General features: G+C 69.3%; 13 protein-coding genes. 2 read left to right on the plus strand and 11 right to left on the minus strand.

The window, feature by feature from the left end; all coding sequences use genetic code 11:
- Positions 1 to 21: 21 nt before the first annotated feature.
- On the plus strand, positions 22 to 4998 hold the full coding sequence (locus tag E8A74_RS15545; protein ID WP_136929792.1) for an AAA family ATPase: 4977 nt from the start codon (positions 22 to 24) through the stop codon (positions 4996 to 4998).
- Here the strand turns inward: E8A74_RS15545 and E8A74_RS15550 are convergent.
- The 3 genes from E8A74_RS15550 to E8A74_RS54745 all read right to left on the minus strand — a co-directional run bounded on the left by E8A74_RS15550 (position 4983) and on the right by E8A74_RS54745 (position 15128).
- A complete protein-coding gene (locus tag E8A74_RS15550) occupies positions 4983 to 5735 on the minus strand; it encodes an SDR family NAD(P)-dependent oxidoreductase (protein WP_170229151.1) in 753 nt (250 codons plus the stop codon). The two genes, E8A74_RS15545 and E8A74_RS15550, sit on opposite strands and share 16 nt — an antisense overlap.
- A gap of 35 nt (positions 5736 to 5770) precedes the next feature.
- Positions 5771 to 14485 (minus strand): non-ribosomal peptide synthetase/type I polyketide synthase, encoded by an 8715-nt coding sequence (locus E8A74_RS15555; RefSeq protein WP_136929794.1) that lies wholly within the window; start codon positions 14483 to 14485, stop codon positions 5771 to 5773.
- Between the two features lie 466 nt (positions 14486 to 14951).
- Positions 14952 to 15128 carry a hypothetical protein gene (locus E8A74_RS54745; protein ID WP_232379586.1) on the minus strand — a complete coding sequence of 59 codons (177 nt, stop codon included), beginning with the start codon at positions 15126 to 15128 and terminating at the stop codon, positions 14952 to 14954.
- On the opposite strand from E8A74_RS54745, the gene E8A74_RS15560 reads away from it, so the two are divergent.
- A complete protein-coding gene (locus E8A74_RS15560; RefSeq protein WP_476704305.1) occupies positions 15084 to 16526 on the plus strand; it encodes a sensor histidine kinase in 1443 nt (480 codons plus the stop codon). The genes E8A74_RS54745 and E8A74_RS15560 overlap by 45 nt on opposite strands.
- 44 nt (positions 16527 to 16570) lie before the next feature.
- Here the strand turns inward: E8A74_RS15560 and E8A74_RS15565 are convergent, their stop codons facing one another.
- From E8A74_RS15565 to E8A74_RS15600, 8 genes are all read right to left on the minus strand, one after another.
- Positions 16571 to 17422: a hypothetical protein gene (locus E8A74_RS15565; RefSeq protein WP_136929796.1), complete on the minus strand. Its 852-nt coding sequence runs from the start codon at positions 17420 to 17422 to the stop codon at positions 16571 to 16573.
- Between the two features lie 77 nt (positions 17423 to 17499).
- Positions 17500 to 20364: a hybrid sensor histidine kinase/response regulator gene (locus E8A74_RS15570; protein ID WP_136929797.1), complete on the minus strand. Its 2865-nt coding sequence runs from the start codon at positions 20362 to 20364 to the stop codon at positions 17500 to 17502.
- Positions 20364 to 21170: an alpha/beta fold hydrolase gene (locus tag E8A74_RS15575; RefSeq protein WP_136929798.1), complete on the minus strand. Its 807-nt coding sequence runs from the start codon at positions 21168 to 21170 to the stop codon at positions 20364 to 20366. Before E8A74_RS15575 ends, E8A74_RS15570 begins: the two co-directional genes overlap by 1 nt.
- Before the next feature lie 62 nt (positions 21171 to 21232).
- Positions 21233 to 21868, minus strand: a complete 636-nt coding sequence (locus tag E8A74_RS15580) for a hypothetical protein (protein WP_136929799.1) — start codon at positions 21866 to 21868, stop codon at positions 21233 to 21235.
- A 131-nt stretch (positions 21869 to 21999) separates the two neighbouring features.
- A complete protein-coding gene (locus E8A74_RS15585) occupies positions 22000 to 23037 on the minus strand; it encodes a hypothetical protein (protein ID WP_136929800.1) in 1038 nt (345 codons plus the stop codon).
- 98 nt (positions 23038 to 23135) lie between these two features.
- Positions 23136 to 23852 carry a hypothetical protein gene (locus tag E8A74_RS15590; protein WP_136929801.1) on the minus strand — a complete coding sequence of 239 codons (717 nt, stop codon included), beginning with the start codon at positions 23850 to 23852 and terminating at the stop codon, positions 23136 to 23138.
- Between the two features lie 55 nt (positions 23853 to 23907).
- Positions 23908 to 25032, minus strand: coding sequence for a hypothetical protein (locus E8A74_RS15595; protein ID WP_170229153.1), 1125 nt, complete (start codon positions 25030 to 25032; stop codon positions 23908 to 23910).
- A complete protein-coding gene (locus E8A74_RS15600; RefSeq protein ID WP_136929803.1) occupies positions 25020 to 25619 on the minus strand; it encodes a hypothetical protein in 600 nt (199 codons plus the stop codon). Before E8A74_RS15600 ends, E8A74_RS15595 begins: the two co-directional genes overlap by 13 nt.
- Between the last annotated feature and the right edge of the window lie 76 nt (positions 25620 to 25695).

Raw genomic sequence — 25695 nt, forward strand, 5'->3', positions numbered from 1 at the left:
TCATGATACGACGAGGGCCGCATGCAGCACCCTCCGTACCCCGCGCAGCCCGTCCTTGCCCTCGAGCCCTGGCTTCGGGCCGCGATCGCCGCTGCCGACGCCCTCGCGAAGCTCCACCAGAGCGGGATCATCCACCAGAACATCCGCCCGCAAACGCTGCGGATCGAGCCCGCGGGCGAGGGGGTCGAGCTCGTCGGCGCCGAGGGGTACGAGCTCACCGCGTCCATGGTGCTGACGCTGCCGCTCGACGCGCTGCCGTACATCGCGCCCGAGCAGACGGGGCGGCTCGAAGCCGCGATCGATCATCGCGTCGATCTGTATTCGCTCGGCGTGGTGCTCTACGAGCTTTGCGCAGGTACTTTGCCATTCCACGCCGACGATGCGGTCGGCTGGGTGCATTGCCACGTCGCGCGGGCCCCGAGGCCGCTCGCGGACGTGACGCCCGAGACGCCGGTGATCGTCTCCGAGATCGTGATGCGGCTGCTCGCGAAATCGCCGGAGGAGCGCTACCAGAGCGCCCGCGGGCTCACGCACGACCTCGAGCGGTGCCTCTCCGAGCTCACGGCGCATGGCCACATCGAGCCCTTCCCCCTCGGCGCGCAGGACGTATGGGACAAACTCCGCGCCGCGAGCCGGATGTACGGCCGGCGCGCCGATCTCGCGGCGCTGCATGAGATCCTCGAGCGCGTGCGCGAGACGGGCCTGCGCGAGGTGGTGATCGTCAAGGGTCCCTCGGGCATCGGCAAATCCGCGATTCTGCGCGAGCTCCAGCGCGAGGCCGGGAGCGCGCGCGCGATCTTCTTGTGGGGGACGTTCGAGGAGCAGCGGCGCGACATCCCGTATGCGACCCTGGGCCAGGCCTTCGAGGGGCTCATCCGACATACCATCGCCTCGACCGACGCGGAGCTCGCGGCCGTGCGCGAGGAGCTCGCGGCGGCCCTCGGCGACAATGGGCAGCTCATCATCGGGCTCGTCCCACAGATTCAGCTCGTGATCGGCAAACAGCCGCCGGTCACGCCGCTGCCCCCGGCCGAGGCTCGCGCCCGCCTGCACCAGACGTTCCGGGCATTCGTCTCCGCATTCGCGTGTCGGGAGCGGCCGCTCGTCCTCGTGCTCGACAACCTACAATGGGCTGATTTCGCGAGCCTGGAACTCTTGCAGCACATCCTGACGCACCCCGAAGGCCGGAGCTTGCTCCTCATCGGGACCGAGCGCGAGGACGAGGACGAGGCGTCGCAGCCCGCCCAGGCCATGCTTCGCGAGGTCCAGAAGGCCGGCGTCGCGGTCCACGAGCGGGTGATTCGCCCGCTCGGGCGCGTGGATTTGATGGATCTCGTGGTCGATCTCTTTGGCTGCGATCGCAAGGACGCGGAGCCGCTCGCGGCCCTGCTCTGGACGAAGACCGGGGGCAATCCGTTCTTTGCGGGGCAGCTCCTCGGCGCGCTGCACCAGGACCAGCTCATTCGATTCGACACGCGCCGGTGGGCGTGGGTGTGGGACATCGCCGAACTCGAAGCCAAAGAGATCACCGACGACATGGTCGAGCTGGTCCTCGGCAAGCTCCGGCGTTTGCCCCAGGATACGCTCGACCTCTTGAAGCTCGCGGCCTGCATCGGCAGCGAATTCTCGGTCACGCTCCTCGGCACGTTGAGTGAGCGGACGCCCGAAGAGGCGCGCCGCGCGCTCGAATCCGCGCTGACCGAAGGCCTGCTCCTGCAGCGCCCGGACGGATACAAGTTCATGCATACGCGGGTGCATCAGGCCGCGTATTCGATGATTCAGGAGCAAGAGCGGGCCGGGCTCCATTTGCGCCTCGGCTGGCTCCTGCTCGAGCGTACGCCCGAATCCGGGCGCGACGCCCTGCTCTTCGACATCGCCAATCAGTTGAACCTCGGCGCGAACCGCGCGCTCTCCGCCGAGGATCGGCGCCGCATCTCCGAGCTCGATCTCGCGGCTGGGCGAAAGGCGAAGGCCGCGAGCGCGCCGCGCTCTGCGGCGGCATACCTATCCACGGGCGTGTCGATGCTCCCGCCCGATCCATGGGACGTCGAATACACGCTGACGTACGGCCTCACCCTCGAGCTCGCCGAGTCCGAGTTCATGCTCGCGCGCTTCGAGGAGACCGAGCGGCTTTGCGCCACCGTCGTGGAGCGCGCCCGCACGCTGGTCGAGCGGTCGGCCGCCCATCGTTTGCAGATCCGGCTCGCGATTGCGCAGGTGAACAACGCGCGCGCGATCGAGGTCGCGTTGTCGTGCCTGCGCGAGCTCGGCGTGGACCTGCCCGCGAGCCCGACCCCGGACGACGTGCGCGCCGAGCTCGTGGCCATGCGCGCCGCGCTCCGCGGTCACGCCATCGAGGAACTCGTCGACCTGCCGGCGATGACGGATCCGAGCATGGTCGCCGCGATGCAGGTCCTCGCGTCGGTGTATCCGGCCACGGTGTACGCCGCGATGGGCCTCACGGACATGGCGGTGACCCGCATGGTGCGCCTCAGCATCGAGCATGGGATGACCTCGGCCTCGGTGTCCGGATTTGCGCACCTCGGCACGGTCCTTTGCGCCTCGTTCGGGGAGTATCAGGAGGGATATCGTTTCGGCAAGCTCGCGTGCGAGCTCACGCGACGGCCGGGCTTCGGCGATACCGCCCCGCAGGCTTTGGCCGGGTTTGCCACGACGACCCTGCCCTGGTCGAGGCACATGCGGGAGGCGCTCGATCCCCTCCGGAACGCCTTCAAGGCTGCTCGCGAATCGGGACAGCACCTCTACGCGGCCATCGACCTCGTCCAGAACGTGATGATCCTGCTCGCGCTCGGCGAGCCGCTCGAGGCCGCGTACGAGGCGACGCTCACGGCGTTCGAATTCGCGAACAACGCGAAGTACGGCTTCCTCGCTGAGAACGTCCGATTGATGCAGCGATTCATCCGATGCTTGTGCGGAGATACCGAGCGCTTCGGCTCGTTCAGCGGAGACGGGTTCGACGAGGGGGCGTTCGCCGTACATCTGCGGGAGACAAACATCCCGCTCGTCCGCCTGTTTTTCTTCACGTACCAGCTCATCGCGAGGTACCTGGCGCACGATTACGAGGGCGCGCTCGCGTCGGCCGAGGCCGCCGCGGAGCTCTCCCGGGCCCGCGTATACGGGGTTTCGGACGCCGAGTGCTGCCTCTATACGGGGCTCACGCTCGCGGCGCTCCTCGAGCGCGCGGAGGAGAGGAACGACAAGGGCAAGCTCCGGGCAGAGCTCGACGCATGCGAGGCGACGCTGCGGAGCTGGGCGGCGAGTTGTCCGGACAACTTCGCCTGCCGGCACGCGCTCGTCCTTGCGGAGATCGCGCGCCTGGAGGGGCGCGATCATGACGCGTCGACCCTGTACGATCGGGCGATCCGCGACGCCCGCGCGGCGGGGTTCATCCAGATCGAGGCGCTCGCCTGCGAGCTCGCCGGCCGATTCTCGCTACGCCGGGGCCTCGCCGTCTTGCCAGCCGCATTCTTCCGCGAGGCGCGGACCCTCTATGCGCGATGGGGCGCGCGGGGCAAGGTGAGGCAGCTCGAGGCGCTCCACCCCGACCTCCTCGCCGAGCCGCGCCGCGAGAGCGGCCCCACGCCCGCAGCGAACTCCGAGCCGATCGATACCCTGACGGCTGCGAAGGCCTCGGCCGCCATTTCGAGCGACATGTCGCCGGATCAGCTCCTCGCGACGCTGATGCGTATCCTCATCGAGCACGCCGGGGCGCAGCGGGCCTGCTTGCTTTTGCCCTCCGCGGGGACGCTCGGGGTCGCCGCGGACGTCACCTCGGATCAGGACGGCGTGCGCGTCGATATCCCCAAGGGGGCGCGTGTGCCCTCCGCGGTATCGTTTCCGCTCTCGATTGCGCATTACGTGCGTCGCACCCGCGAAAAGCTCATGCTCGACGACGTGGCCGCGCAGGGCATGTTCTCGGCCGATCCTTACCTCTCCAAGGCGCCGCCGAAATCGATGCTTTGCGCGCCGATCGTCCGGCGCGGGGAGGTGGCGGGCATTCTGTACCTCGAAAACAACCTGGCGCGTGGCGTGTTCACGGCGCGGCGGCTCGCGCTCCTCGAGTTCCTTTCCGCGATCTCGCTGGAGAACGCGCTGCTCGCCGCCGATCTCGCGCGAGAGACGGCGGAGCGGACCCAGGCCGAGCGGACGTTGCGCGAGAGCGAGGAGCGCCTGGCGCGGCTCGTGGAGACGGCGAGCGTGGTCCCGTGGGAGGCCCGCGCGGAGACGGCGCGGTTCACGTACGTCGGCCCGAAGGTGGCCAAGATGCTCGGGTATCCCCAGGACGCCTGGCTCGGGCCGGATTTCCTGTCGAAATACGTGCACCCGGAGGACCGCGAGAGCACGCTGATGCATTTCTTCGCGGCCACCGGAGACGACGATTTCGATTTCCGGATGACGGCGTCCGACGGGCGCACCGTGTGGCTGCACAACGTCTTCAGCTCGCGGGCGGTCGACGAGGCCGAGGTGCTCGGCGGTTTTCTTTTCGACGTGACCGAGCGCAAGGAGGCCGAGGCGACGTTGCGGGAGAAGCTCCGGATCATCGAGGAGCAGCAGGCCGCGATCCGGAGTTTGTCCACGCCGATCATCGAGGTTTGGGAGGGCGTCCTGACGATGCCCGTTCTCGGGAGCGTCAACGAGAAGCGGGCCGCGGAGATGATGAGCGTGGTGCTGGAGGCGGTGACGCGCACCGCCTGCGAGTATACGATCATCGATCTGACGGGCGTCGATACCGTGGATACGGCGACGGCCGATTACATCATGCGGATCGTCCGCGCGGTGCAGCTCCTCGGCGCGCAGGCGATCGTGGTCGGCATCCGGCCCGAGGTCGCGCAGACGATCGTCTCGATGGGGGTCGATCTTTCTTCGATCGCCACGCTCTCGACGCTGCGCGCGGCGCTGCTCCGGTGCATGCGGGCGCAGGGCAGCGTGCAGGTGAAGGGGGCCGCGCCAAAGGCGGCTCGTCAGGTCAGGAAGTAACCACCGTCGACGGCGAGGTTCGCGCCGGTGATGTAACTGGCGCCCGGGGAGCAGAGGAAAAGGACGGTCTGCGCCGCCTCGTCGACGTGACCCAGGCGCCGGAGCGCGATTCTCGTGGTAAAGGCCGCGAGCGCCTCCGGCGGCGCATCCTTGTACGTCTCCCGGGACATCGGCGTATCAAAGGCGCCGAGGGCGAGCGAATTGACCCGGATGTTCTGCCCGGCGTATTCGGCCGCGGCGGTGCGGGTGGCGCTCTCGAGCCCCGCCTTTGCCGCGCCGTAGGGGCCGAGGAACGCGGCGCCTGCCCTGGCCGCGGCGGACGAGCCATTGACGATGACCCCGCCGCCGGTCGTGAGCATGGCCGCGATCTCGTGCTTCAGGCAGGCAAAGAGGCCACGCAGGAGAGCGAAGTTCGCCTCGAACTCGGCGGAGAACTCGGAGAGCGGCGCCATCTTCGGCGCGGCCCAGGCGTTGTTGTATGCGCAATCGAGCCGCCCGTACGTCTTGACCGTCTGCTCGACGAGCGCGCCGATCTGGCGCTCGTCCGTCACGTCGCACGGCAGGAACGTCGCCTCGCCGCCCGCGGCGCGGATCGCGCCCTCGACCTCCTGCCCGGGGCCCTCGCTGCGCGCGGTGAGGACGACCTTCGCGCCCTCGCGGGCGAACGCCTCGGCCGTCGCACGGCCCAATCCGGAGGTCCCGCCCGTGACCAGCGCCACCTTGCCTTGAAATCGCATTTGTTCCTTCTCCGTGTTCGAGCGAGGTTCGTTCGTCATGCCATCGAGTAGGCCGGTCCAACGGGCATGGAGTAATGCACGTGGACGAGATGCCACGAGGCGCCCTGCTTTTCGAGGACCCAGCTCGCGCGAACGCCCCGGTAGAGCGTCCGTCGGCCATTCGCATCCATCACCATCTCGGCGTCGAACCGCGCGTTCACGGTCGCGGCGCGCCCGCTCGCGAAGACATGCACGTGCTGGTCGTACACGCGCAAGCCCGCGTCGCGGAGCGAGGCGCTGCCGCGCTTGTAATGACGCCGGATGGTCTCGGATCCGACGATCACGCTGTCGCCGACCGGGATGAGCACGGCCGTCTCGCTCTCGCCCCACAGGCTCCCGATGGCGCCTCCGTCGCGCTCCAGCATTCGTTCGAGCAGCTCTTCCATGAATGCGCGGACGGAGGCTTCGTCCACGACCTCGGGAGGGACGGGCGCAGGATCCGAGAGCGCCGCCTCGATACGCGCGGCGAGGCCCGCGACGTTCTCCTCCGCGAGGATCGTGAAATGGTCGCCGGGCACCTGCACGGAGTGGAGACCCTGGAGGGCCTGGTCGAGATCGCCGGCGGGGCGCGGCGGCGATTGCTCGGCGATGAAGAGCGTCGCCGGGACGGCGAGCTGCCGGAGCGCATGGCGTTGCCACAGATCGAGGTGGTGCTCGGCGACGGCGACGTCGCCGTCCAGCGGCCGCGGAGGCGTGATGCCGGTCCGGCGGAGGTGCTCGCGGCCGACGTTGGGCGAGGCGAACACATCGAGCAGGACGAGCCGCACCTCCTCTCCGCTCTGCGCGAAGCGCCTCGCCATTTCAATGGCGATCACACCGCCGAACGACCAGCCGCCGAGCAGGTAGGGGCCTCTCGGCGCGGCCTTGCGGAGCTCTTCCACATAGGCCGCGGCCAGCTCCCCGAGGCTGCCGGGGCGGGCGGCGGGATCGTGGAGCATCGGCGACGAAATGCCATACACGGGCCTGTCCGGGGACAGCTCCCTCGCGAGCGCGTCATAACAAGCGACGCCGCCGCCGATGGGATGGACCAGGAAGAGCGGAGGCTTGTCCCCGCCGGGCGCGAGCGGGATCAGGCCGTTGGCCGAAGCCGTCGGCGGGTTTGGCATGGCGCGGAGGGCGACGGGGGCCGCAGGCGCGGCCGCGGCGTACGTATCGTCCCGGGACGACAGAAACCGCGCCATCCCGTGGACCGTTGGATCCTCGTTGAATTGCGAGACCTTCATTTCGTGGCCCGTCCTCGTTCGAATCTCCGCGAGCATCTGGATGGCGAGCAGCGAATCACCGCCGAGGTCGAAGAAGCTCGCTCGGGGGGGGACGCGGGAGAGGCCGAGCAAGCGCCGGAAGATGCCTTGCACGAGGATTTCGGCGTCGTCTCCGTCGGCCTCGGGGGCGTGCCTCGCCGCGTCGCCCTCGACCTTCGCAGGCGTATATCGTGCCGCGCTGTTCGAGGCCGCGGGCATGACGGCGGAGAGGTGCGCCGGGGGCGTGGGGGCGCTCGCTCGCTCGGCGATCAAAATGCCGTGGTCGGCCGTATCGTGTGCCCCGGTGTCCCCGGGCGCGCTGACGACGCGGGTGAATCCTGCCTGCTTCAGCGCGTGCTCCCAAAGCCCGAGGCCCATGGCGAGTGAGCCGCGCGCGGACGCGACGGTCCAATACCCCGGCGCGAGGCCCCAGATGAGCTCCCACCACGGATCCATGCGCGTGAACTCGACGAGCAGGAGCGTCCCGCCCGGCGCGGTGAGGTGGTGCAGGTTCTCGAGCACGGGCGCGAGATCGGGCACGACGTGCACCGCGTCGAGCCCGAGGACGAGGTCGTATTCACCGGACAACCCCTGCTCCTCGGGCGTCCGGCTCATGTCGAACGGGAATGCCGAGAGCCAGGAGATGCCGCGCCGCCGGGCCTCCTCCTCGGCGCGGTGCAGGAAGGAGCGGCCGATGTCGGTGAAATGGTACTCGACGTCGGCGCCCTGGAGGCGCGCGACGAGCGGCCAGGTCAGGGTGCCATGCCCTGCGCCGACTTCGAGGATTCGAATCTTGCGATTGCCGCGGCGCTGGACGAGCTCCTGCACGAGCTGGCAGCAAAGCTCGATGGATACGTCGCGGCTGCCGGGCGGGCAATCGCGCATGCAGGCGCGGAAGAGCGAATCCGTCCCGTCGGGGTAGAGGACGCCGACCGGCTCCGTGCCTCCCGTCAGGGCCTCGTCGTAGTTTTGAACGCAATGCTCGACGAGGCGGACGAGACCGCCGAACCGGGAGAACTCGGATTGCAAACGTGCCACGTGCGCGGCCGAGCGTCCTGCCTGCGTGACGTCGAAACGAACCTCCCCGGCCGGGGTGCGCGACGCGAGCCCGCCGCGCTCCACGGTGCGCACGCAGAGATCGAGCATCGGCGCGAATTTCGGGAGGATGCCGGCGCGCTCCCGCAGGGCTTCGAGCGAGAAGACATGGCCGAGATCGGCGCCGAGGCGCCGGGCGAAGAAATCGAGGACCAGGCTCGCGCAGAGCGCCTCCAGCGCAGGGCGCAATCCCGGCTCGTCGTCGATGCCACGCGTGCCGAGCTCCCGCGCGATGCCGAGGGCCCGCTCCTCCAGCGTCGCGGGGCGCTCGGCCGGCGCGGCGCCGAGCGTGAAGCGCCGGCCCTCGAAGGGATAGGTGGGCAGCGGGACGCGACGCCGCTTTTCCGGGGCGTGGAACGCCTGCCAATCGATATCGACGCCGATCTCCCATGCCCGACCGAGCGCGCGGAGCACCTCGGCGTGGGCGGGCACGTCGCGCCGGCGATATCCGGGCAGCGTGCCCAGGACCTCGATGTCACGCCCTGCGACGTGCGGATGCGCCTTGAGGAACGAGCCCATCGTGCCCCCGGGCCCCACTTCGAGGAACACCGCAGAGGGCATATCGAGCAAGGTGCCGAGCCCCTCGGTCAAATGCACGGCGTTGCAGAGGTGATCCGCCCAGAAATCGGGGCTCGTGGCCTGCTCGGGCGTGAGAAACGTTCCGGTCAGGTTGGAGACGATCGGAATCGCAGGCGGCTTGAGGAAGGCGGCCGCCACGGCGTCCCGGAAGGTTTGTCGGATGGCCGCCATCGCCGGCGAATGGGACGCACGCGAGACGCGGACGCCCGTCGTCTCGAATCCGGCCGCTTCGAGCCGCGCGCGCGTGGCGTCGATGGAGGCGGTGGGGCCCGAGAGCACGACGGCGTTTGGCGCGTACGTCCCGATGGCGAGATCCGCGGGGAGGTAGGGCTCGATGGCGGCGGCGTCGCCGAAGACCGTCAGCATGCCGCCCGGGGGCGTCTCGTCCATGAGGCGCCCGCGCTCCGCGACGAGCAAGAGCGCATCGCGGAGCGAAAAGACGCCCGCGAGGCAAGCGGCCACGTATTCGCCGACGCTGTGCCCCAGCATGGCCGCGGGTCGAACGCCCCAGGCCTGGAGGAGCGCGGCGAGGGCATATTGCACCACGAAAAGGAGGGGCTGGGCAGCGCGCATCTCGTCGAGCTTGCGCTCGTGCTCGGGCAAACGTTCGAGGAGGAGCGGCCTCAGATCGAGGCCCGCGTCTCTGTACAGGTGCTCGGCGCAGGTGTCGATCGTGGCGCGGAAGACGGGCTCCGCGTCGTAGAGCGCGCGGGCCATGCCGAGGTATTGCGCGCCGTGGCCCGGGAAGAGGAAGACCACGGGGCGCGCGCCGCGGGACGCCGCGATCGGGGCGCGCGCTTGCCGCTCCGAGAGTTGTTGCGCGGCGGCCTCCTTGTCATGGCAAACGATCGTCGCGCGAAACCGTCGCGGCGTTCGTCCGACGGCGAGGGAAAAGCCGACGTCGGCGAGGTCGAGGTCCGGATGGCGCGCGAGGTGCTCGCCGAGCCTGCGCTGGGCCTCCGCGAGCGCGGTCTCCGTGTTCGCGGAGAGGCAAAGGAGCGCCGTCGGGCGGCGGCTCGGGGTGATTTCGACGGGTGGCGGCTCTTCCAGGACCACGTGCACGTTCGTCCCGCCAAGCCCGAGGGCATTGACGGCCGCGCGGCGCGGGCCCTTCGTCCGCGGAAACGGTCGGGGCGCGTCGGGCAGGAAAAACGGGCTGCGCGCGAGGTCGAGCAGCGGGTTCGGGGCCCGGAGGTTCGGCAGCGGCGGGATGACCCCGTGTTCGAGCGCGAGCGCCGCCTTGACGAGGCTCGCCCCGCCCGCGGCGGCGTCGAGGTGCCCCAGGTTCGCCTTGAGCGAGCCGAGCGCGCAAACCCCTCGATGATCCGTGGAATGCCGGTAGACCCGCACGAGCGCGTGGACCTCCGTGGGATCCCCGAGGCGCGTGCCCGTGCCGTGGGCTTCGACGAACCCGATCGTTCGTGGATCAATGCCGGCCGTGCTTAGGGCCTGCTCGACGACCCGCGCGACGCCGTCCTCGCTTGGCGCGGTGAAGCCGAGTTTCTCCGCGCCGTCGTTGTTCATGGCCGAGGCGAGGAGGACGGCGTGAATCGTGTCGCCATCGGCGAGCGCGTCGGCGAGGCGCTTGAGGACGACGATCACGGCGCCGCTCGAAGGCACCATGCCGCTCGCGCCCTCGTCGAAGGGGCGGCAATGGCCGTCGCTGGCGAAGACGCCGCCCTCGGCCCAGAGATATCCGCGATCGCCGTCCCGGAGCGAGGCCAGGGAGACGCCGCCGGCGAGGGCCACGTCGCATTCGCCGGCGAGCAAGCTCTGGCGCGCGAGGTGGACGGCCGAGAGCGACGTCGAGCACGCCGTCTGCACGGTGATCGCCGGGCCGCGGAGGCCGAGCTTGAAGGCGACCCGCGTGGCCAGGAAATCGTGCATGTTGAGCGTCTGCGCGCGGAACGCATTCGCCGAGCGGCCCTCCTCGCGGATCACGTCGGCGACCGGGCCGAGCCAGTGCAATGGCGCGCCCATGCCCCCGAAGACCCCGATCCGGCCCGAAAAACGTGTCGGATCGCAGGAGGCATGTTCGAGCGCCTCGTGGGCGCATTCGAGGAAGATCCGTTGTTGCGGGTCCAGGAACGCCGCGTCCGCGTCGCTGTACCCGAAGAACGCGGCGTCGAAGCGATCCGCATCTTCGAGCACACCCTCGACCGGGACGAACTCCGCTTTGCGAACGCGCTTCGGATCCGCGCCGGCCTCGATCAAGGACGCGGGATCGAACCTGCGGACGGTCTCGCGCCCGGAGTGAACGACGTCCCAGAGCTCGTCCGCATCACGGACCCCCGGGGCGCGGATCGCCATGCCGACGATCGCAAGGGCCCGCGCGCGCGCCGGCTCCTCGGCGGCGGCCTCGCGTGGCGTGGCGGGGTCGTGACGGGAGGCCACGCGCAAGGTGGCGATGTGCCCGGCGAGGAGGCGGATCGTCGGCATACGCATCAACGTCACGACGTCGATATCGACCCCGAGCTCGGCCGCGAGGGCGCTCTGCACACGCGCGAGGGAGAGGGAATGGCCGCCGGCCTCGAAAAAAGGCACGTCGATGTCGATTTCGGCGACGCCCAGGACCGCACGCCAGATGGCCGCGATGCGGGCCGTCAGGTCCGCAGGGGACGTGGTCGTCGCGGCCGCCGGCGCCGCAGGCTGCGCAGCCGGCGCGGGAGGCGGCGGCGCCGGGAGCCGCCCGCGATCGATCTTGCCATTGAGGTTCGTGGGCATCGATTCGAGGACGACGAAGCTCGCCGGCACCATGTACTCCGGCAGGCGCTCGCGGAGGTATTTGCCGAGCTCGCGCCCGATGTCCTCGTGCGCGCCTCCGCGCGGATGCACGTAGGCGACGAGGCGGGCCTCGCCCTGCATCTTCCGCAGCTCGACCGCGGCCAGGTTCACGGCCGGGTGATTGCCGAGCGCGGCTTCGATCTCGCCGAGCTCGATGCGGTAGCCGCGCAGCTTGATCTGCCGGTCGACCCGCCCGAGGTAGTCGAGGTGTCCGTCGGGGCGCCATTTCACCCGATCCCCCGTGCGATAGAGCCGCGCGCCCGCCGTCCCATCCCTTGCCACGAACGCGGCCGCGGTGAGGTCGGGGCGATTCAAATAGCCTCGCGCCACCCCGGTTCCGCCGATGCAAAGCTCGCCGGGGACGCCCACGGGGACGGGGCGCCCGCGCTCGTCGAGGACATGGACCGCGACGTGCGGGAAGGGGCGCCCGATGGCAGGTTTTCCTGTGCCGGCGAGGTAGTGCGCGGCGACGGCGGCGACCGTGGCTTCGGTCGGGCCGTAGACGTTGAACAAGCGCCGCCCGGGCGCCCAGCGCGCCGCGATCTCCTCGGGCAATACCTCGCCCGCCGTGATGAGCGTCTGCAGCGCGGGAAGCTCCTCGTGCGGCAGGACGGCGAGCACGGACGGGGTCGTCTCGAAGGCGTGGATGTCCTTTTCCCGGAGGAACCGCGCGAGCGCCGGGCCCGGCAGGGTGCTCTCCTTGTCCGCGAGCACCAGCGTCGCGCCGGCGGACCAGGTGAGCGTGTAATCGCCGACCGATCCATCAAACGTGAGCGGGAAGAGCTGCAGGACACGCGTGCCCACGCCGAGGCCGAAATACGCCGCCTCCGACCGGGCGAGGTCGCCGAGGCCGCGGCGCTCGACGAGCACGCCTTTCGGCCGGCCCGTGGAGCCGGACGTATAGATGACGTACGCGAGGTGGTTCGGCCCTGCCATCGGCGGGGGCGCCTCCCGAGGGAAAGCGGCGATTTCGGGGGCGTCGGCGTCGAGCCGCAGGAGGGAGACGCCGGCCGGGAGCACGCCTGCGCGGCTCGTATTCGTGAGCACGAGGCGCGCCTGGGCGTCCTCCAGGAAGAACGAGAGGCGTTCGCGCGGGGAATCCGGGTCGAGGGGGACATACGCGCCGCCCGCCTTGAAGACGCCGAGGAGGGCGATGTAGGCATCGATCGAGCGATCGAAGCAAAGCCCGACGAGCGTCTCCGGGCCGACGCCGCGCGCGCGCAGCGCATGCGCGAGCTGGTTCGCGCGCGCGTCGACCTCGGCATAGGTGAGCTGCGTGTCGCCGTGCTCCAGGGCGATCGCCGAGGGCGTGCGCGCCGCGTGGGCCGCGAAGATTTGCTCCAGGCTTTCGCGCGCGTCGTTCTCGGCGGGCAACACGGCCGGCCCCTGCCACGTGATCAACTGCCGCCGCTCGGCCTCGGTCGAGAGCGGGAGATCCCCGAGCCGCTGCGCCGGATCCCGGGCAATGCCTTCGAGCAGCGTCCGGTAATGGCTCGCCATGCGCTCGATGGTGGCGGCGGAAAAGAGGTCGGTCTGGTATTCGATGTGGCCGACGAGGCCCTGCGGGCGTTGATGAAGCTCCAGATAAAGATCGAGCTTCGCGGTGCCGATGTCGATCCGGCCCGAGCTCCAGGACGGCGCCTCGGTCACCGGCGGGAGCGGCGGCATGAGCAGGAAGCCGGTATCGTACAGGGGGTTTCTGTCCAGCGGGCGCGGGCCGTCGAGCAAAGCGAGGAGCCGGTCTGCGGGGACGTCCTGGTGCTCGCGCGCCCCGCGGAGCGACTCGCCCACGCGCGGCAAGAGCTGCTCGAACGGGAGGGCGCCGTCGAGCTGGGTGCGCAGGACGAGGTTGTTGTTGAAATACCCGAGGAGGGATTCGAATTCGGGGCGCGGGCGCCCCGCCGCGGCCGAGCCGACCACGATGTCGTCCTTGCGCGTGTACCGGAAAAGGAGCGTCTTCCACGCGGCGAGCAGCGTCGTGAACAGGGTGACGCCGGCGCGATGGCCGATCTCGCGGAGCTTCGCCGCGAGCTCCGCCGAGAGCTCCACCTTCATGCGCGCGCCGTTTCCCGTGGGCCGGGCCGGGCGCGGGTGATCGAGGGGGAAATCCAGCTCCGTCACGCCCGCGAGCTGCTTGCGCCAATACGCGAGCTTCGGGGCGAGCTCGTCCTCCGTGAGCCAGCGCCGTTGCCAGGCGGCAAAGTCCGCGAGATGGAAGGCGGGCTCCCGCAAAGGCGAGGGCTCTTTGCGGGAGAAGGCCGCGTAAAGCGCGCGGAGCTCCGGCAGGAAGACCCCAAAAAAGGAGACGCCGTCGGCGATGATGTGATGCGCGGTCACGCAGAGCCGCGTGTCGTCGTCGGCGAGGTGCAAAAGGAGGGCGCGCACGAGCGGGCCTTCGCCGAGGTCGAAGGGCCTCCGCGCGTCGATGCGGGCGAGGCGCAGCGCCTCGGCCTCGCGCTCCTCGGGCGGCAGCATCGTCAAATCGAGCACGGGCAGGGCGAAAGGCCGCGGCGGCCGGATGTGCTGCATCGGCTCGCCGCCTTCCTCCACGAAGACGGTGCGCCACGCCTCGTGCCGGCGGGTGATCTCGGTCAAGGCGCGGGCGAGCACCGCGGCGTCCACGGGCTCGCGCATCTGCACGAGGATCGGCTCGTTGTAGACGGGCGTCTCCGGGAACATCTGCCCGACGAGCCACAAGCGCTGCTGCGCGAACGTCGCAGGCAAGAGGCCGCCGCGCGGGACCTTCGTGACCGCGGGGCCCGGGAGATCGGTCGTTTCGCGGGCGCGCTTTTCCTTCGAATCGGCCCGCGCCGGCGCCTGGAGGGGACGGGCCGAGGCGCGAGGCTCGCGCGTGCTCGGCAGGGCCCCGCCCGCCATTTCATGGGAAACGGCGCCGACACCCCCTGCAAAGCCGTCGCACGAGATCGCCTCGGTGCGCGAGCCGGGGTTCCGATCGCTGGATGGAATGGGCATACCACTCCCCAGAACGGGGTCGAAGGTCTTGCTGTTCATCGGCCCTCCCGCCCCCCATCGCGAACAAAAATCTATCGTCGATCCTGTTTGTCCAGCAAATACGTAAATTCCGCAAGACGGACGGCACGATTTCCACGCCGATTTCGTCAGCTATCGATGTCCAGAAGCGCCCAACGTGACCTTACGAAAGCACGCGACTGCACATTGGGGGGCATCGATGTAAAGGAAGTCACAGGCTCGTCGACGGAGCGACACAATGCCTGGAGCGACAGCACAATGAAGGGGGTCCGTTATGGCTGTGAAATTGTGCGTTCGAAAGATCCGCATTGGCCCAGAGCATTGACCCGCTCGCCTGGCTGCTACCCCGTCCGTCGGCGCGGGAGCGCATGGGGCCCCTGCCGATAGAGGGCGCTCGGCTCCACGTGAGACGGGAGGCATGGACCCAAGGGAACGCCCGCGAACGAAGGGACGGCTCGCCCGCTGGTTTTCCACGCGTTTCGGGCGGTCACGCTCGACCCACGTGGAGCCTGTGCCCCCAAGCGAGGGACCCGGAGAAGCGCACGACGCCGCGCTGGCCGACCTCCTGCGCAGCGCGCAGCCGGAGATCCTCGAAGCGTGGGAGCGCGCCGCCCGGCAGATACCGGCCGGGCGGGATCTCCCGCGCCCGCACCTCCTCGATCACATCCCCACCATGCTGGAAGAGATCGCCGACATGGCCGACGCGCGTCGGGCCGGTCGGACCCCCAAGCCCCCGTCCGAGTCGGCCGAGGCCCACGCGGACGAGCGGCTGGAGGAGGGATTCGATCTCGCCTCCGTCGTCGCCGAATACGCGCTCTTGAGGTCCACGATCACGCGGTCGCTCTGGCAAAAGCAAAACCTGCCCGGCGACCCCGAGGCGTTCCTGACCCTCCACCAGGCCATCGACGCGGCCATCGTCGCGGCCGTCGAGCGCTACACGCGCGCCCGCGACCGGGGCGCGGGGGAGAGCCGCGCCGAGCTCGAACGTGTCCTCGCCCAGGTCGACATCGAGCGGCTGCGCTTCCGGGATCTCGTGAACAACCTGGACCACGTCGTCGTATGGGAGGCCGACGCGCAGTCGCTCCGGTTTTCGTTCGTGAGTGAGCGGGCCACGCCCGTGACCGGTATGACGCCGGCCGAATGGATGAGCGTGCCCGATTTCTGGGCCGCCCACGTCCCCCCCGCGGAGCTCGCCTCGCTCCTCGCGCTTTTCCGTCGCTGCCGCGAAGCACGGACCGACGAGCGCATGGACCACCGTTTCCTGCGGTCGGACGGTCGTGTCCTCTGGGTCCACACCGGCGTACATGGGACCGAGCGCGCGGGCGCGCCGATGTTCCAGGCGGTGACCATCGACATCACCGAGCTCCGGGAGTCCATCCAGGCGCGCGAACAGATCCTCGAAATCGTGTCTCACGACCTGCGCAATCCGCTCAGCGTGATCACGATGAACCTGGAGCTCTTGGCCCGGAGGGCGCCGCCGGGCGAGGCCGGGGCCGACCTCCGGCAACGCACGGAGACGGCGTTGCGCCACGCGCGGCACATGGCGCGGATCATCGGGGACCTCGTGGACCTCGCGGCCGTGACGGCGAATCGCCTCACGGTGGCACGCAAAGCCGAGGATCCACGCAGGATCGTGCAGGAAGCCGCGGCGAGCTTCGAGGGCAGGGCGAGGGAGAGGGGGCTCGGCTTGGGGTGCGAGGTCGTCGGGGAGCCGCCCCGGGTGCTTTGTGATCACGACCGGGTGATCCAGATCCTCGGCAACCTCCTCGGCAATGCGATCAGCGCGACGGACCCAGGCGGATCCGTGGTCGTGCGCCTGGAGGCGCGCGAGGACGAGGTGGTCTTTTCGGTCGCGGATACGGGCCGCGGGATCCCCGCGGAGCACCTGCCGAACCTGTTCAAGCCGTACTGGCGGGGCGACGCGAGCGCCTACAAGGGCACCGGGCTCGGGCTCGCCATCTCGCAGGGCCTCGTGGCCGCGCAGGGCGGGCGGATATGGGTCGAGAGCGAGCTCGGCCGGGGGACGACGTTCTCGTTCGTCCTCCCCGTCGACCGGAGCTAGAGGGGGACGCGAGGCGCCCCCTCGGGACAAAACAGCGGGGTCGGTTACAGCGCGGAGGTCACGCTGCAATAATCAACGACGGTCCTGGTGCCGTCCTTGTTCTGGAACGCATACGCAAGCCCGTCGCCGATCACGGCCGTGATCGTGACCGGGGTGAAGCGGCCGCTGCCGTCGTCTGGCACCACGAGCACCTTGTCGCCGACCTTGTACGTGCGCCCAACGTCGATCGCCTTCACGTCGGAGGCCGCGACGCGCAGCGCCGATTGAAGCCAGGCATGTCGCTCGTCGATGCGCACGAGCACGCCGGGCGCGTAGAGCTTCTCGTCCGGGGTCCGTTTGAAAGCGACGGGCGCGCCGAAACCGAGCTTGCCGTCGAGCGGCAAAACCTGGTCGAGGTCGAACGTGTATTCTTCGGGTTCGTTCTGGACGCCGAGGATCGCGACCTTGACCACGTCCGGCGATGTCGACGTCACGCGGCCGCATAACGTGGTCCTGTCGTCGGGATCGAGGTCGGGCACGAGCACGGGCGCGCCTTTCGCGAGGGATCGGGCGGGCAACGCCGGACGGGTGAACGCGCCGGGGATCGAAAATTCGGGCGCGTCGGCCGGGCCTTTGAGCAGGTTCTTCGAGCCCTCGCTACGCACGAACCGGTAAATGCTGATCGTCCACGACTCCCCGGGCCCGATCGACCAGGCGTATCGGGTCGGGATCGGCATCACGATCCCCGGATCGTCGCCTGCGGAGACGCGCACCTGGCGCGCGCCGTCGCCGGCCTTCGCCGTGTCCGTCGGCGCGCCGCCTTCGGGCGATTTCACGGGGGCGGCCGGGGCCGTGGTGCACGCGACGGCAAAAGGCAGGGCGCACAAGAAGAGCGTCTTGGCGAGAGAATGCCGCATGCGGCGGCATGATACGCAGAACCGCGTTTCAGGGAGCAGAATTCTTCCACGTCACGGGGGAGGGAATCGCCCAGGAGCTAGCACTTCGTGAGGAGCACCTCCGCGGTGCACGTGTGCTCGTCGAGGGCCGCTTCGAGGAGGCGGGGGAGGCCCTCGCGCAGGCCCTCGCGTGCTGCCCGCTCGACGTCGGCCGAGCGGCGCGAGAGGCGCAAGGCGCCGAGCATGCCGGCGCTGCCCTTGAGGTTGTGCGCGAGGCGCTCGAGCGTACGGAGATCCCCCGCCACGAACGCGGCGCCCATGTCCTCCAGGTTGCGCCGCGAATCCCGGACGAAATCGCCCACCAGCGTCGCGAGCGGGTTCTCCTCGTCGAGGGCCGCGACGAGCCGGATCCGTTCGAACGCCTCCTCGTCGAGGACGGGCTCGTCCGGCAGGCGCAGGGCCGGCAATCGCGTGGTCGAGAGTGGCCTCGGCCGGCCGAGGGCCGAGCGGGTCAGCGCGGCGACGAGCTCCTCGATACGAATGGGCTTGGCGACGAAATCGTCCATGCCCGCCGCGAGGCACTCCTTCTTGTCCTCCTGCATCGCGTTCGCCGTCATCGCGATCACGCGCGGTTTGCCCTGGAGCGGGCCCTCTGCGCGGAGGCGGCGGGTCGCTTCGAGGCCGTCCATTTCAGGCATCTGGACGTCCATGAGGACGACGTCGTATTCCTTGCGCCTGACGGCCTCGAGGACCTCGAGGCCGTTCGCCGCGATGTCCACGCGATACCCGAGCCGCTGGAGCAAGAGGCTCGCGACCTTCTGGTTCACGACGTTGTCCTCGGCGAGGAGGATCCGCAGCGGATGCCGCTCGCCGAGCGTCGGATCGATCCCGAGGGCCCGCGGGGCGCGCGAGGGCCGCACGACCGATTGCGAGAGCACGCGCATGATCGCGTCGAAGAGGCTCGATTGCTTGACGGGCTTCGAAAGGCACGTGGCCCCGAGCTCCGCCGCCTCCCGATGCGTGGCGAGGTCGCTCGACGTGAGCAGGAGGAAAGGCAGCTCCGCGAGCCGAGGATCCCGGCGAATCGCGGCGCCGAGCTCGAAGCCGTTCATCCCCGGCATGGACACGTCGAGGAGGGCGAGGGCGAACGGGAAGGGGTCGTCGGGCTTTCGCCCCGCGGCGCGGCGCCGGAGCAGGTCGAGGGCCTCGGCGCCGGACGCGGCGACCTTCGGCGTCAAGCCAAACGCCCGCGTCTGCTCGGCGAGGATGCGCCGGTTCGTGGCGCTGTCGTCGACGATGAGGATGTGCCGGCCCGCGAGGTCCGGGCCCGCGAGGGCGAGGGCGTCCGCGAGGTCCCGCCCGACGTCGGGCGCGGGGCTCGTCGTGATCGTGAAATGGAACGTCGTGCCGACGCCCTCCTCGCTCTCGACCTGGATCCGCCCGTGCATGAGCTCGACGATCCGCTTGCAGATCGCGAGGCCGAGCCCGGTCCCGCCGTACTTGCGCGAGATCGAAGCGTCGACCTGGGAGAACGATTGAAAGAGCCGCCCGAGGCGGTCCTTGGGGATGCCGATGCCGGTGTCGCGCACGGCGACATGGAGCACGAGCTTGCCGGGGGGCGCGGGCGCGTCTGCGGGGGCGACCTCGATGAGGACCTCCCCGGCGGACGTGAACTTCACCGCGTTGCCGAGCAGGTTCACGAGGACCTGCCGGAGCCGCGTCACGTCGCCGAAGATGCCGGGCGGCGTGCGCGGGTCGATGAAGGCGCCGAGCTCGAGGCCCTTCTTGCGGGCCGCGATCGTCACGAGGTCGAGGGCCTCCTCCACGCAGGGCCGCAGCGCGAAGGGCTGCTCTTCGAGGTCCATCAGGCCCGCCTCGATCTTCGAGAAATCGAGGATGTCGTTGATGATGGTGAGCAGCGCCTCGCCGCTCTGGCGGATCGTCTCGACGACGTCGCGCTGGTCCTCGTCGAGCGGGGTGTCGAGCAGGAGCCCCGTCATCCCGAGGACGGCGTTCATGGGCGTCCGGATCTCGTGGCTCATCGTCGCGAGGAACCGCGACTTCGCCGCGTTGGCGAGGTCCGCCTCCCTTCGCGCGGCTTCGAGCGCGGCGTTCTTCATTTCGAGCTCCTCGCTGGCGAGGTGCTGCGCGGTGACGTCGATGAAGAGCCAGAGCCGGCCGCGGTGCTCGCGTTCGCCCGTCGCCGTGCTGGAGATGCTGAGCACGCGGCGCGGCGGCCCCGCGAAGACCCACCGCGCGTCGCGCAGCTCGCCGTCCCGCTGGTTCATCACGGCGAGCGCGCTTTGCCGGAGGCCCGCGCGGTCCTCGGCGCGGCTCCAGAGGCCGGCCATCGATCGCGCCACGCGGGCCGGCTCATGCGAGCCCTTGGGCAGGCCGAGGAGCGCCGCCGCGGCCCCGTTCACCCACGCCTCGGACCCGCGATCGTCCACGAAGATGAGGCCATGCGGCAGGGTCTGGAAGACGGTGTCGAAGCGGGTCGACACCGCGGAGGCGAGCTCCGCCTTCTGCAGGTACAGCGCGAGCAGGTGCAGGAGGGGCAGGAACGTGACGAGGGCGCGCTGCTCCTCGGCCGAGAAGGGCGTGTCCTCGCGACGAACGAGCGCGAGGCCGCCCACCTCGTCGCTGGAGGACCAGGGCAGGATCGCGAGGCGGCCCCGGAGGCTCCGCGGCAGCCCCATCTCGGAGGTCACGACGGCGTCGAAGACCGGCCGCGCCGTTTCGAGCGCGCCGGCGAAGATCGCGGCGTGTGTCATGCCGTCGGGGAGCAGGCCCGCCGGGGCGCTCGCGAGCGCGAGGGCCGTCACGGGGTCGATCCGGCGGAGCACGAGGACCGCGTCGGCGTGGAAGCGCTCGTGGAGCACGGCGAGGACGCGGGGGAGAGCCGCGTCTGGATCCCCGGCGCCGAGCGCGGCGAGCAGGGCTTCGGGCGTGCTCGTACCCATCAGGCGGAGACGGCGAACGAGAGGATCGCGCGTGTTACCTGGCCGGGAGCGCTCCAGTGCGGCAGGTGGCCGGTGGCGTCGAGCACCTGGAGCTCCGCGCGGGGGATGTGGTCCGCGAGATACGTGCCGACCGACATGGGCACGGCGATGTCCGCCTGCGATTGGAGCACGAGCGTCGGGCGCGTGAGCTTGGGCAGGTCTCCGCGGTGGTCGGACTCGAAGGTGATGCGGGCGACGGTGAGCGCGATGTCCGGCCGCAGCGCCCCCAGGGTGGCGGCGAAGTCCCGGGCGAGATCGGGTTGGTCGGGGTTACCCGTCACGAGGGGGGCGAACCCGCTGGCCCAGGCGTGGAAGTTCGTCTGCATCGCGCGGTAGAGCCCGTCGAGTTTGGCGCGCGTGAAGCCACCTTCGTACCCCTCGTCGTCGAGGTAGCGGGGCGAGGCGCCGAGCAGGACGAGCTTGCGGAAGCGGCTCGGCTCCTCCACGGCGGCGAGCAGGCCGATCATCCCGCTCATGGAGTGGCCGACGTAGACCACGTCCTCCAGGGCGAGCTCCTCCAGCAGGATGAGCAGGTCCATCGCGTAGCTGCGCAGGCTCTGGTAGCGGCGCGGGCTGTAGGCGGTGAGATCCGAGCGCCCCGCGCCCATGTGATCGAAGAGCAGGACGCGGTGCTGTTCGGCGAGCGTGGGCGCTTGATGGCGCCACGCCGTTTGATCCGTCCCGAAGCCGTGGGCGAGGACGATCGTGGTTTCACCTGCGCCGAGAAAGCGCGCGTGGTGCTGCCGGGAGAAAGGGGTCGGTTCCATGCAGGGCTCCCACCGTCGAGGGTACGAGCCCTCTCGGCGGAAGGGAATGGCCCCGTGCTACGTCAAAAAACCAGCGCGATCGCGAGGGCCTCTTCGATGTTGTGGATCGGCTGCTTGTTCACGAAGACCGGCGCGTACGTGGCGCTGACCTTCGCGACGAGCGGCGGCGCGATCCACCATTCGAGCTTGGCCGTGGCCTCGGGTGCGAGGGGAAAGCCGAGCGCCTCCTCGGTGCCCGCGTCGGGGGTCGTCTCGAAGTTCGCGTCGACGAGCTTCTGGCTCGCGGAGAAGCGGCCGATGCGCACGGCGGCGCCGAACACGAGGGCGATGGGCCAGTCGAGCTCGCGCAGGCGGAAATTGATGCCTGGCGCGACCGAGAGCTGCGCGAAGTCGGGCGCGCCCGCGTTCGGGTCGATGGCGGTCTGGAAGCGGGCGACGACCGGGATCGAGAAATGCGGGCCGAGGTGCAGCTCGAGCGCGGCGCGGGGGTAGATGCCCGGGACGAAGCCGCCTTGGCCGACCACCTGGTAGACGCCGGCGCCGGCCTCGATGTGGAAGCCGATCCCGGCCAGGCCGTACTTGGGCTTGAGCCGCCGCGGATCATCATCGTCGGCGCGGGCCGCGCTCGAAAGGAGCAGCGTGGCGGCGCACAGGAGCGAGAGGAGGCCGGCTTTTCCCAGGCAAACGCCGCGTCGCATGTTGATTTTGTAACGAGTGCAGCCTCTCCACGTCAAGGCGCGAACGCCGGAAGCACGTGTTTTACGGAAGGACGCCCCCGGCGTGACACACGGGTCCTGGTGCAGGGCCTCGCTCCGCCTTGCCCCGATCCTCAAGCCGACGGCGCGCCGCCGGTGCACATGGCCATGAACTTGTCCCGGAGCTCGTGGAGCTCTTTGCGCTGGCGGTTGAGCTCCACGCTGGTTTCCCCCGGGGGCCGCAAGGGTTCGTTGCACGCTTGGAGCTTTTGCTCGATCTCGGCGATCCACGGCTCGACCACGGCGAGCCCCGCCTCGGGTTCGTTGCTCCTCAGGCAGGCCTGCACATACATCTCTGGATACATCCAGCTCTTGTCTTGGCCTACGCGGACGAACTCGTCCCAGGCGTCTCGGCAGGCCTGGAAGGGCGCGTGGAGACTGCAAGCTGCCATGAGGATCGCCGCGGCGGTCTTTGCCCCTATATCGAGCACACACGCCTCGAACGCCTCGCCTTCGCCCGCGCGCGCCACGAATTCCGCCTCGACCCGTCGGTAGTCGGCCTCGACGTCGGCGAAGCTCCGATCGAGCGATTTTCCGTAGGTCTTGAAGACGGCATGGTGCGCCTTCCAGAACGCGTCGTAGAGCGCGTCGGCCTGCTCTTCCTCCGGCGTGATCGGGGGGGCTGCCTCGTCCTCGCGGCGGGTCTCCAGCCATGGGATGACCTCGCCCCGCCTTTGGGCCTCGAGCGCGTCTCGGCGAATTCCCAAGCGCTCGAGCGCGTCTTCGTAAAAGCGCGCGGGGTACTCCTCCGCCGTCTTCTTCGCGTCCTCGAGCAGCCGCTCGAGCTTCGCGACCAGTGGCTCGAGCACCACGAGCCCTTCGTCGGGCCGCTCGTCGTATGCGCAGCAATCCGCGTAAATGCGGGACATCGAGCACTCGATGTCGATGTGCGAGAAGCCGAGGCGAACCAGATCGTTCCACGCCTCGCGGCAGACCTCGAAGGGCGGATGCTTCTCATGGGCTAGCGCGAGAATCGTCTCGGCGACGCGTCGCTTCGTCTCGATCACGTGGAATTCGTGGTCGGGTGCGCGCGCCACGAACTCCGCCTCGAGCTGATGAAAATCTTCGACAGCCTCGATGAAGCTCCGCTTTGGATCCAAGGATTTTACCAAGAGGGCATCGTGTGCTCGAGCCAAATCCCAGCCGAGCTGCTTGGTTCGTCCTTCCTCAATGGTCATGACCGGTCGCCCCGCTTGCAATGCTATCACCGCTACTCATACGCACACGATTCCCATCGCTCGTCCAGCCTGACTTTCTCCGGCCAATTGCCGTTCGAACACTTTTTCCAGCATGCGTGGCATAACGAGCCACCATGATGTTCCCCCGGTCCGTTCTTTGGATGCCTCTCCAGGCAAATTCCGAGGTGATCTGAACAGCTCCGCTTCCTCCTCTTCGCAAACGCCTCCGCCGCCCCCACCGCGACCGTCGCCGTGACCGTCACGCCGACGGCGATGGCGAAGGCTTCGATGATGACCTCGGTGAAGACGACCGTGACGACCACGACGACGGTCACGACCTCCCCGATCGGCCCCCGCTCCGGCATCCCCTGCCCGTTCGCCGCCGCGGACCCACGCAACAGGCCCCGCGCGAGGACCTCCTCGGGCAGCGTCATGCCTCGCAGGGCGATCCGCATGCAACCCCCGACGTCTGGATTGGGCTGGCCCGTCGTCTCCACCTCCACGACACGGCCTTCCTGGTCGACCTTTATCGAGGCGTCGAGCGAGTAGTACCCAGGCTCGATGGTGCCGCGGAGCTCGTCTACGCATGCCCTGAGGCGCTCTGCGGTGGCTTCAGGGACGTGCGGCCGGTCGTCGGGCGCCGGAGGGCGGTAGATCCTCGCCGACGAGCAGCCAAGCGGCAGGAGCGAGAGCGCCAGGCCACCGAGAAGGCCCAGGGCGAGGAGGGGCCGCCGACGCGGACGTCGCATTTTCTGGATCGGAGCAGAAACATCGAACGCCTGTCAACGCAGTGCGCGTCGCGTGCTAGCCCTGCTCGCCGCCCCCGCGCATGGCCATGAACTTGTCGCGGAGCTCGTGGAGCTCTTCGAGCTGGCGCTTGAGCTCCGCGCGGGTGTGCCCCGGGGGTTGCAAGGGTTTCTTGGGCACCTGGAGCTGGCGCTCGATCTCGGTTATCCACGGCTCGATCACGGCGAGGCCTGCCTCGGGCTCGTTGTTCGCGAGGCAGGTCTGCACGTACATCCCCCTATGCATCCAGCCCTCCCCGTCGCTGATGAAGCCGGACCGGACGAGCGCGTCCCATCCCTCGCGCCATGCAGCGAACGGCGCGCCGAGCGTCTCCGCCGCCGCCATGAAGATCGATTCGGCGGTCGCTGCCCTCATCGCGAACAAACACTCCTCGAACGCTTGGCCTTCGCCCGCTCGCGCCGTGAATTCCGCCTCGACCCGTCGGTAGTCGGCGGCCACGTCGGCAAAGCTCCGATCCTTTGATTTTGCAAAGGTGTTGTACACGGCGCGGCGCGCGCGCACGAACTCATCCCAGAGCGCGCCTTCCTGTTCTTCGTCTGGAGTTTTCGGCGTGTTCTGCTGCGCCTCGTCCTCGCGGCGGGTTTCTTGCCACGGGACGACCTCGCCCCGCTTCTGGGCCTCGAGCACGTCCCGGAGGTTCTCCAGTTGCTCGAGCTCGTTTTCGTAAAAGTGCGCGGGGTACTTCTCCCCCGTCCCCCTCGTGCCTTCGAGCAAGCGCTCGAGCTTCGCGAGCAGCGGCTCGAGCACCGCGAGTCCCTCATCGGGCCGCTCGTCATACGCGCATCCATCGGCGAAAAACCAGGACATCGAGCACTCGCGGTCGATGCCCGAGAAGCCAAGGCGAACCAGATCGTTCCAAGTCTCCCGAAAGACGTCGAAGGGGGGACGCTTGTCATGGGCTAGCATCAAGATGTGTTCAGCGATGCGACGCCTCGTCTCGAGCGCAATAAATTCGTCGTCGCCAACGCGCTCCACGAACTCGGCCTCGAGCTTGCGGAAGTCAAGGGTGGCCTCCGCGAAGCTCCGGCTCGACTTCACCGACTCGACCAGGAGCTTGCCGTTCGCCTTGGCGAATGCGAGTTCATCCTTTTCCATTTCTCCGCCGTGCTTCAGTCGTCCCATTCGTCATATCCCCGATACAAACAGGATTGGCCCGTGCCGATCTGTTCTGGCCAATGGCCATTCTTGCACATTGTTCGACACGTACCGCAAAGGCTTTCGCCCCGATGATTCCCATCTTCGTCCCCCGTTTTGTCGTCCATGCACATGTCATAATGCGTCGTACAGCTCCGACGCTTCCTCCTCTTCGCAAACGCCTCCGCCGCCCCCGCCGCGACCGTGGCCGTGACCGTGACGCCGACGGCGATCGCGAAGGCCTCGATGATGACCTCGGTGAAGACGACCGTGACGATAACAATGGTCACGACCTCCCCGATCGGCCCCCGCTCCGGCATCCCCTGCCCGTTCGCCGCCGCGGGCCTACGCAACAGGCCCCTCGCAAGGACCTCCTCGGGCAGCGTCATGCCCCGCAGGGCGATCCGCATGCAACCCCCGACGTCCGGATTGGGCTGGCCGGTCGTCTCCACCTCCACGACACGACCTTCCTGGTCGACCTTTATCGAGGCGTCGAGCGAGTAGTACCCAGGCTCGATGGTGCTTTTGAGCTCATCGACGCATGCCCTGAGGCGCTCTGCGGTGGCTTCAGGCACACGCGGCCGGTCCTCGGGCGCCGGAGGGCGGTAAATCCTGGCCGAGGAGCAGCCAAGCGGCAGGAGCGAGAGTGTC

It is taken from the genome of Polyangium fumosum, from assembly GCF_005144585.1.
In the GTDB taxonomy this organism is placed as follows: domain Bacteria; phylum Myxococcota_A; class Polyangia; order Polyangiales; family Polyangiaceae; genus Polyangium; species Polyangium fumosum.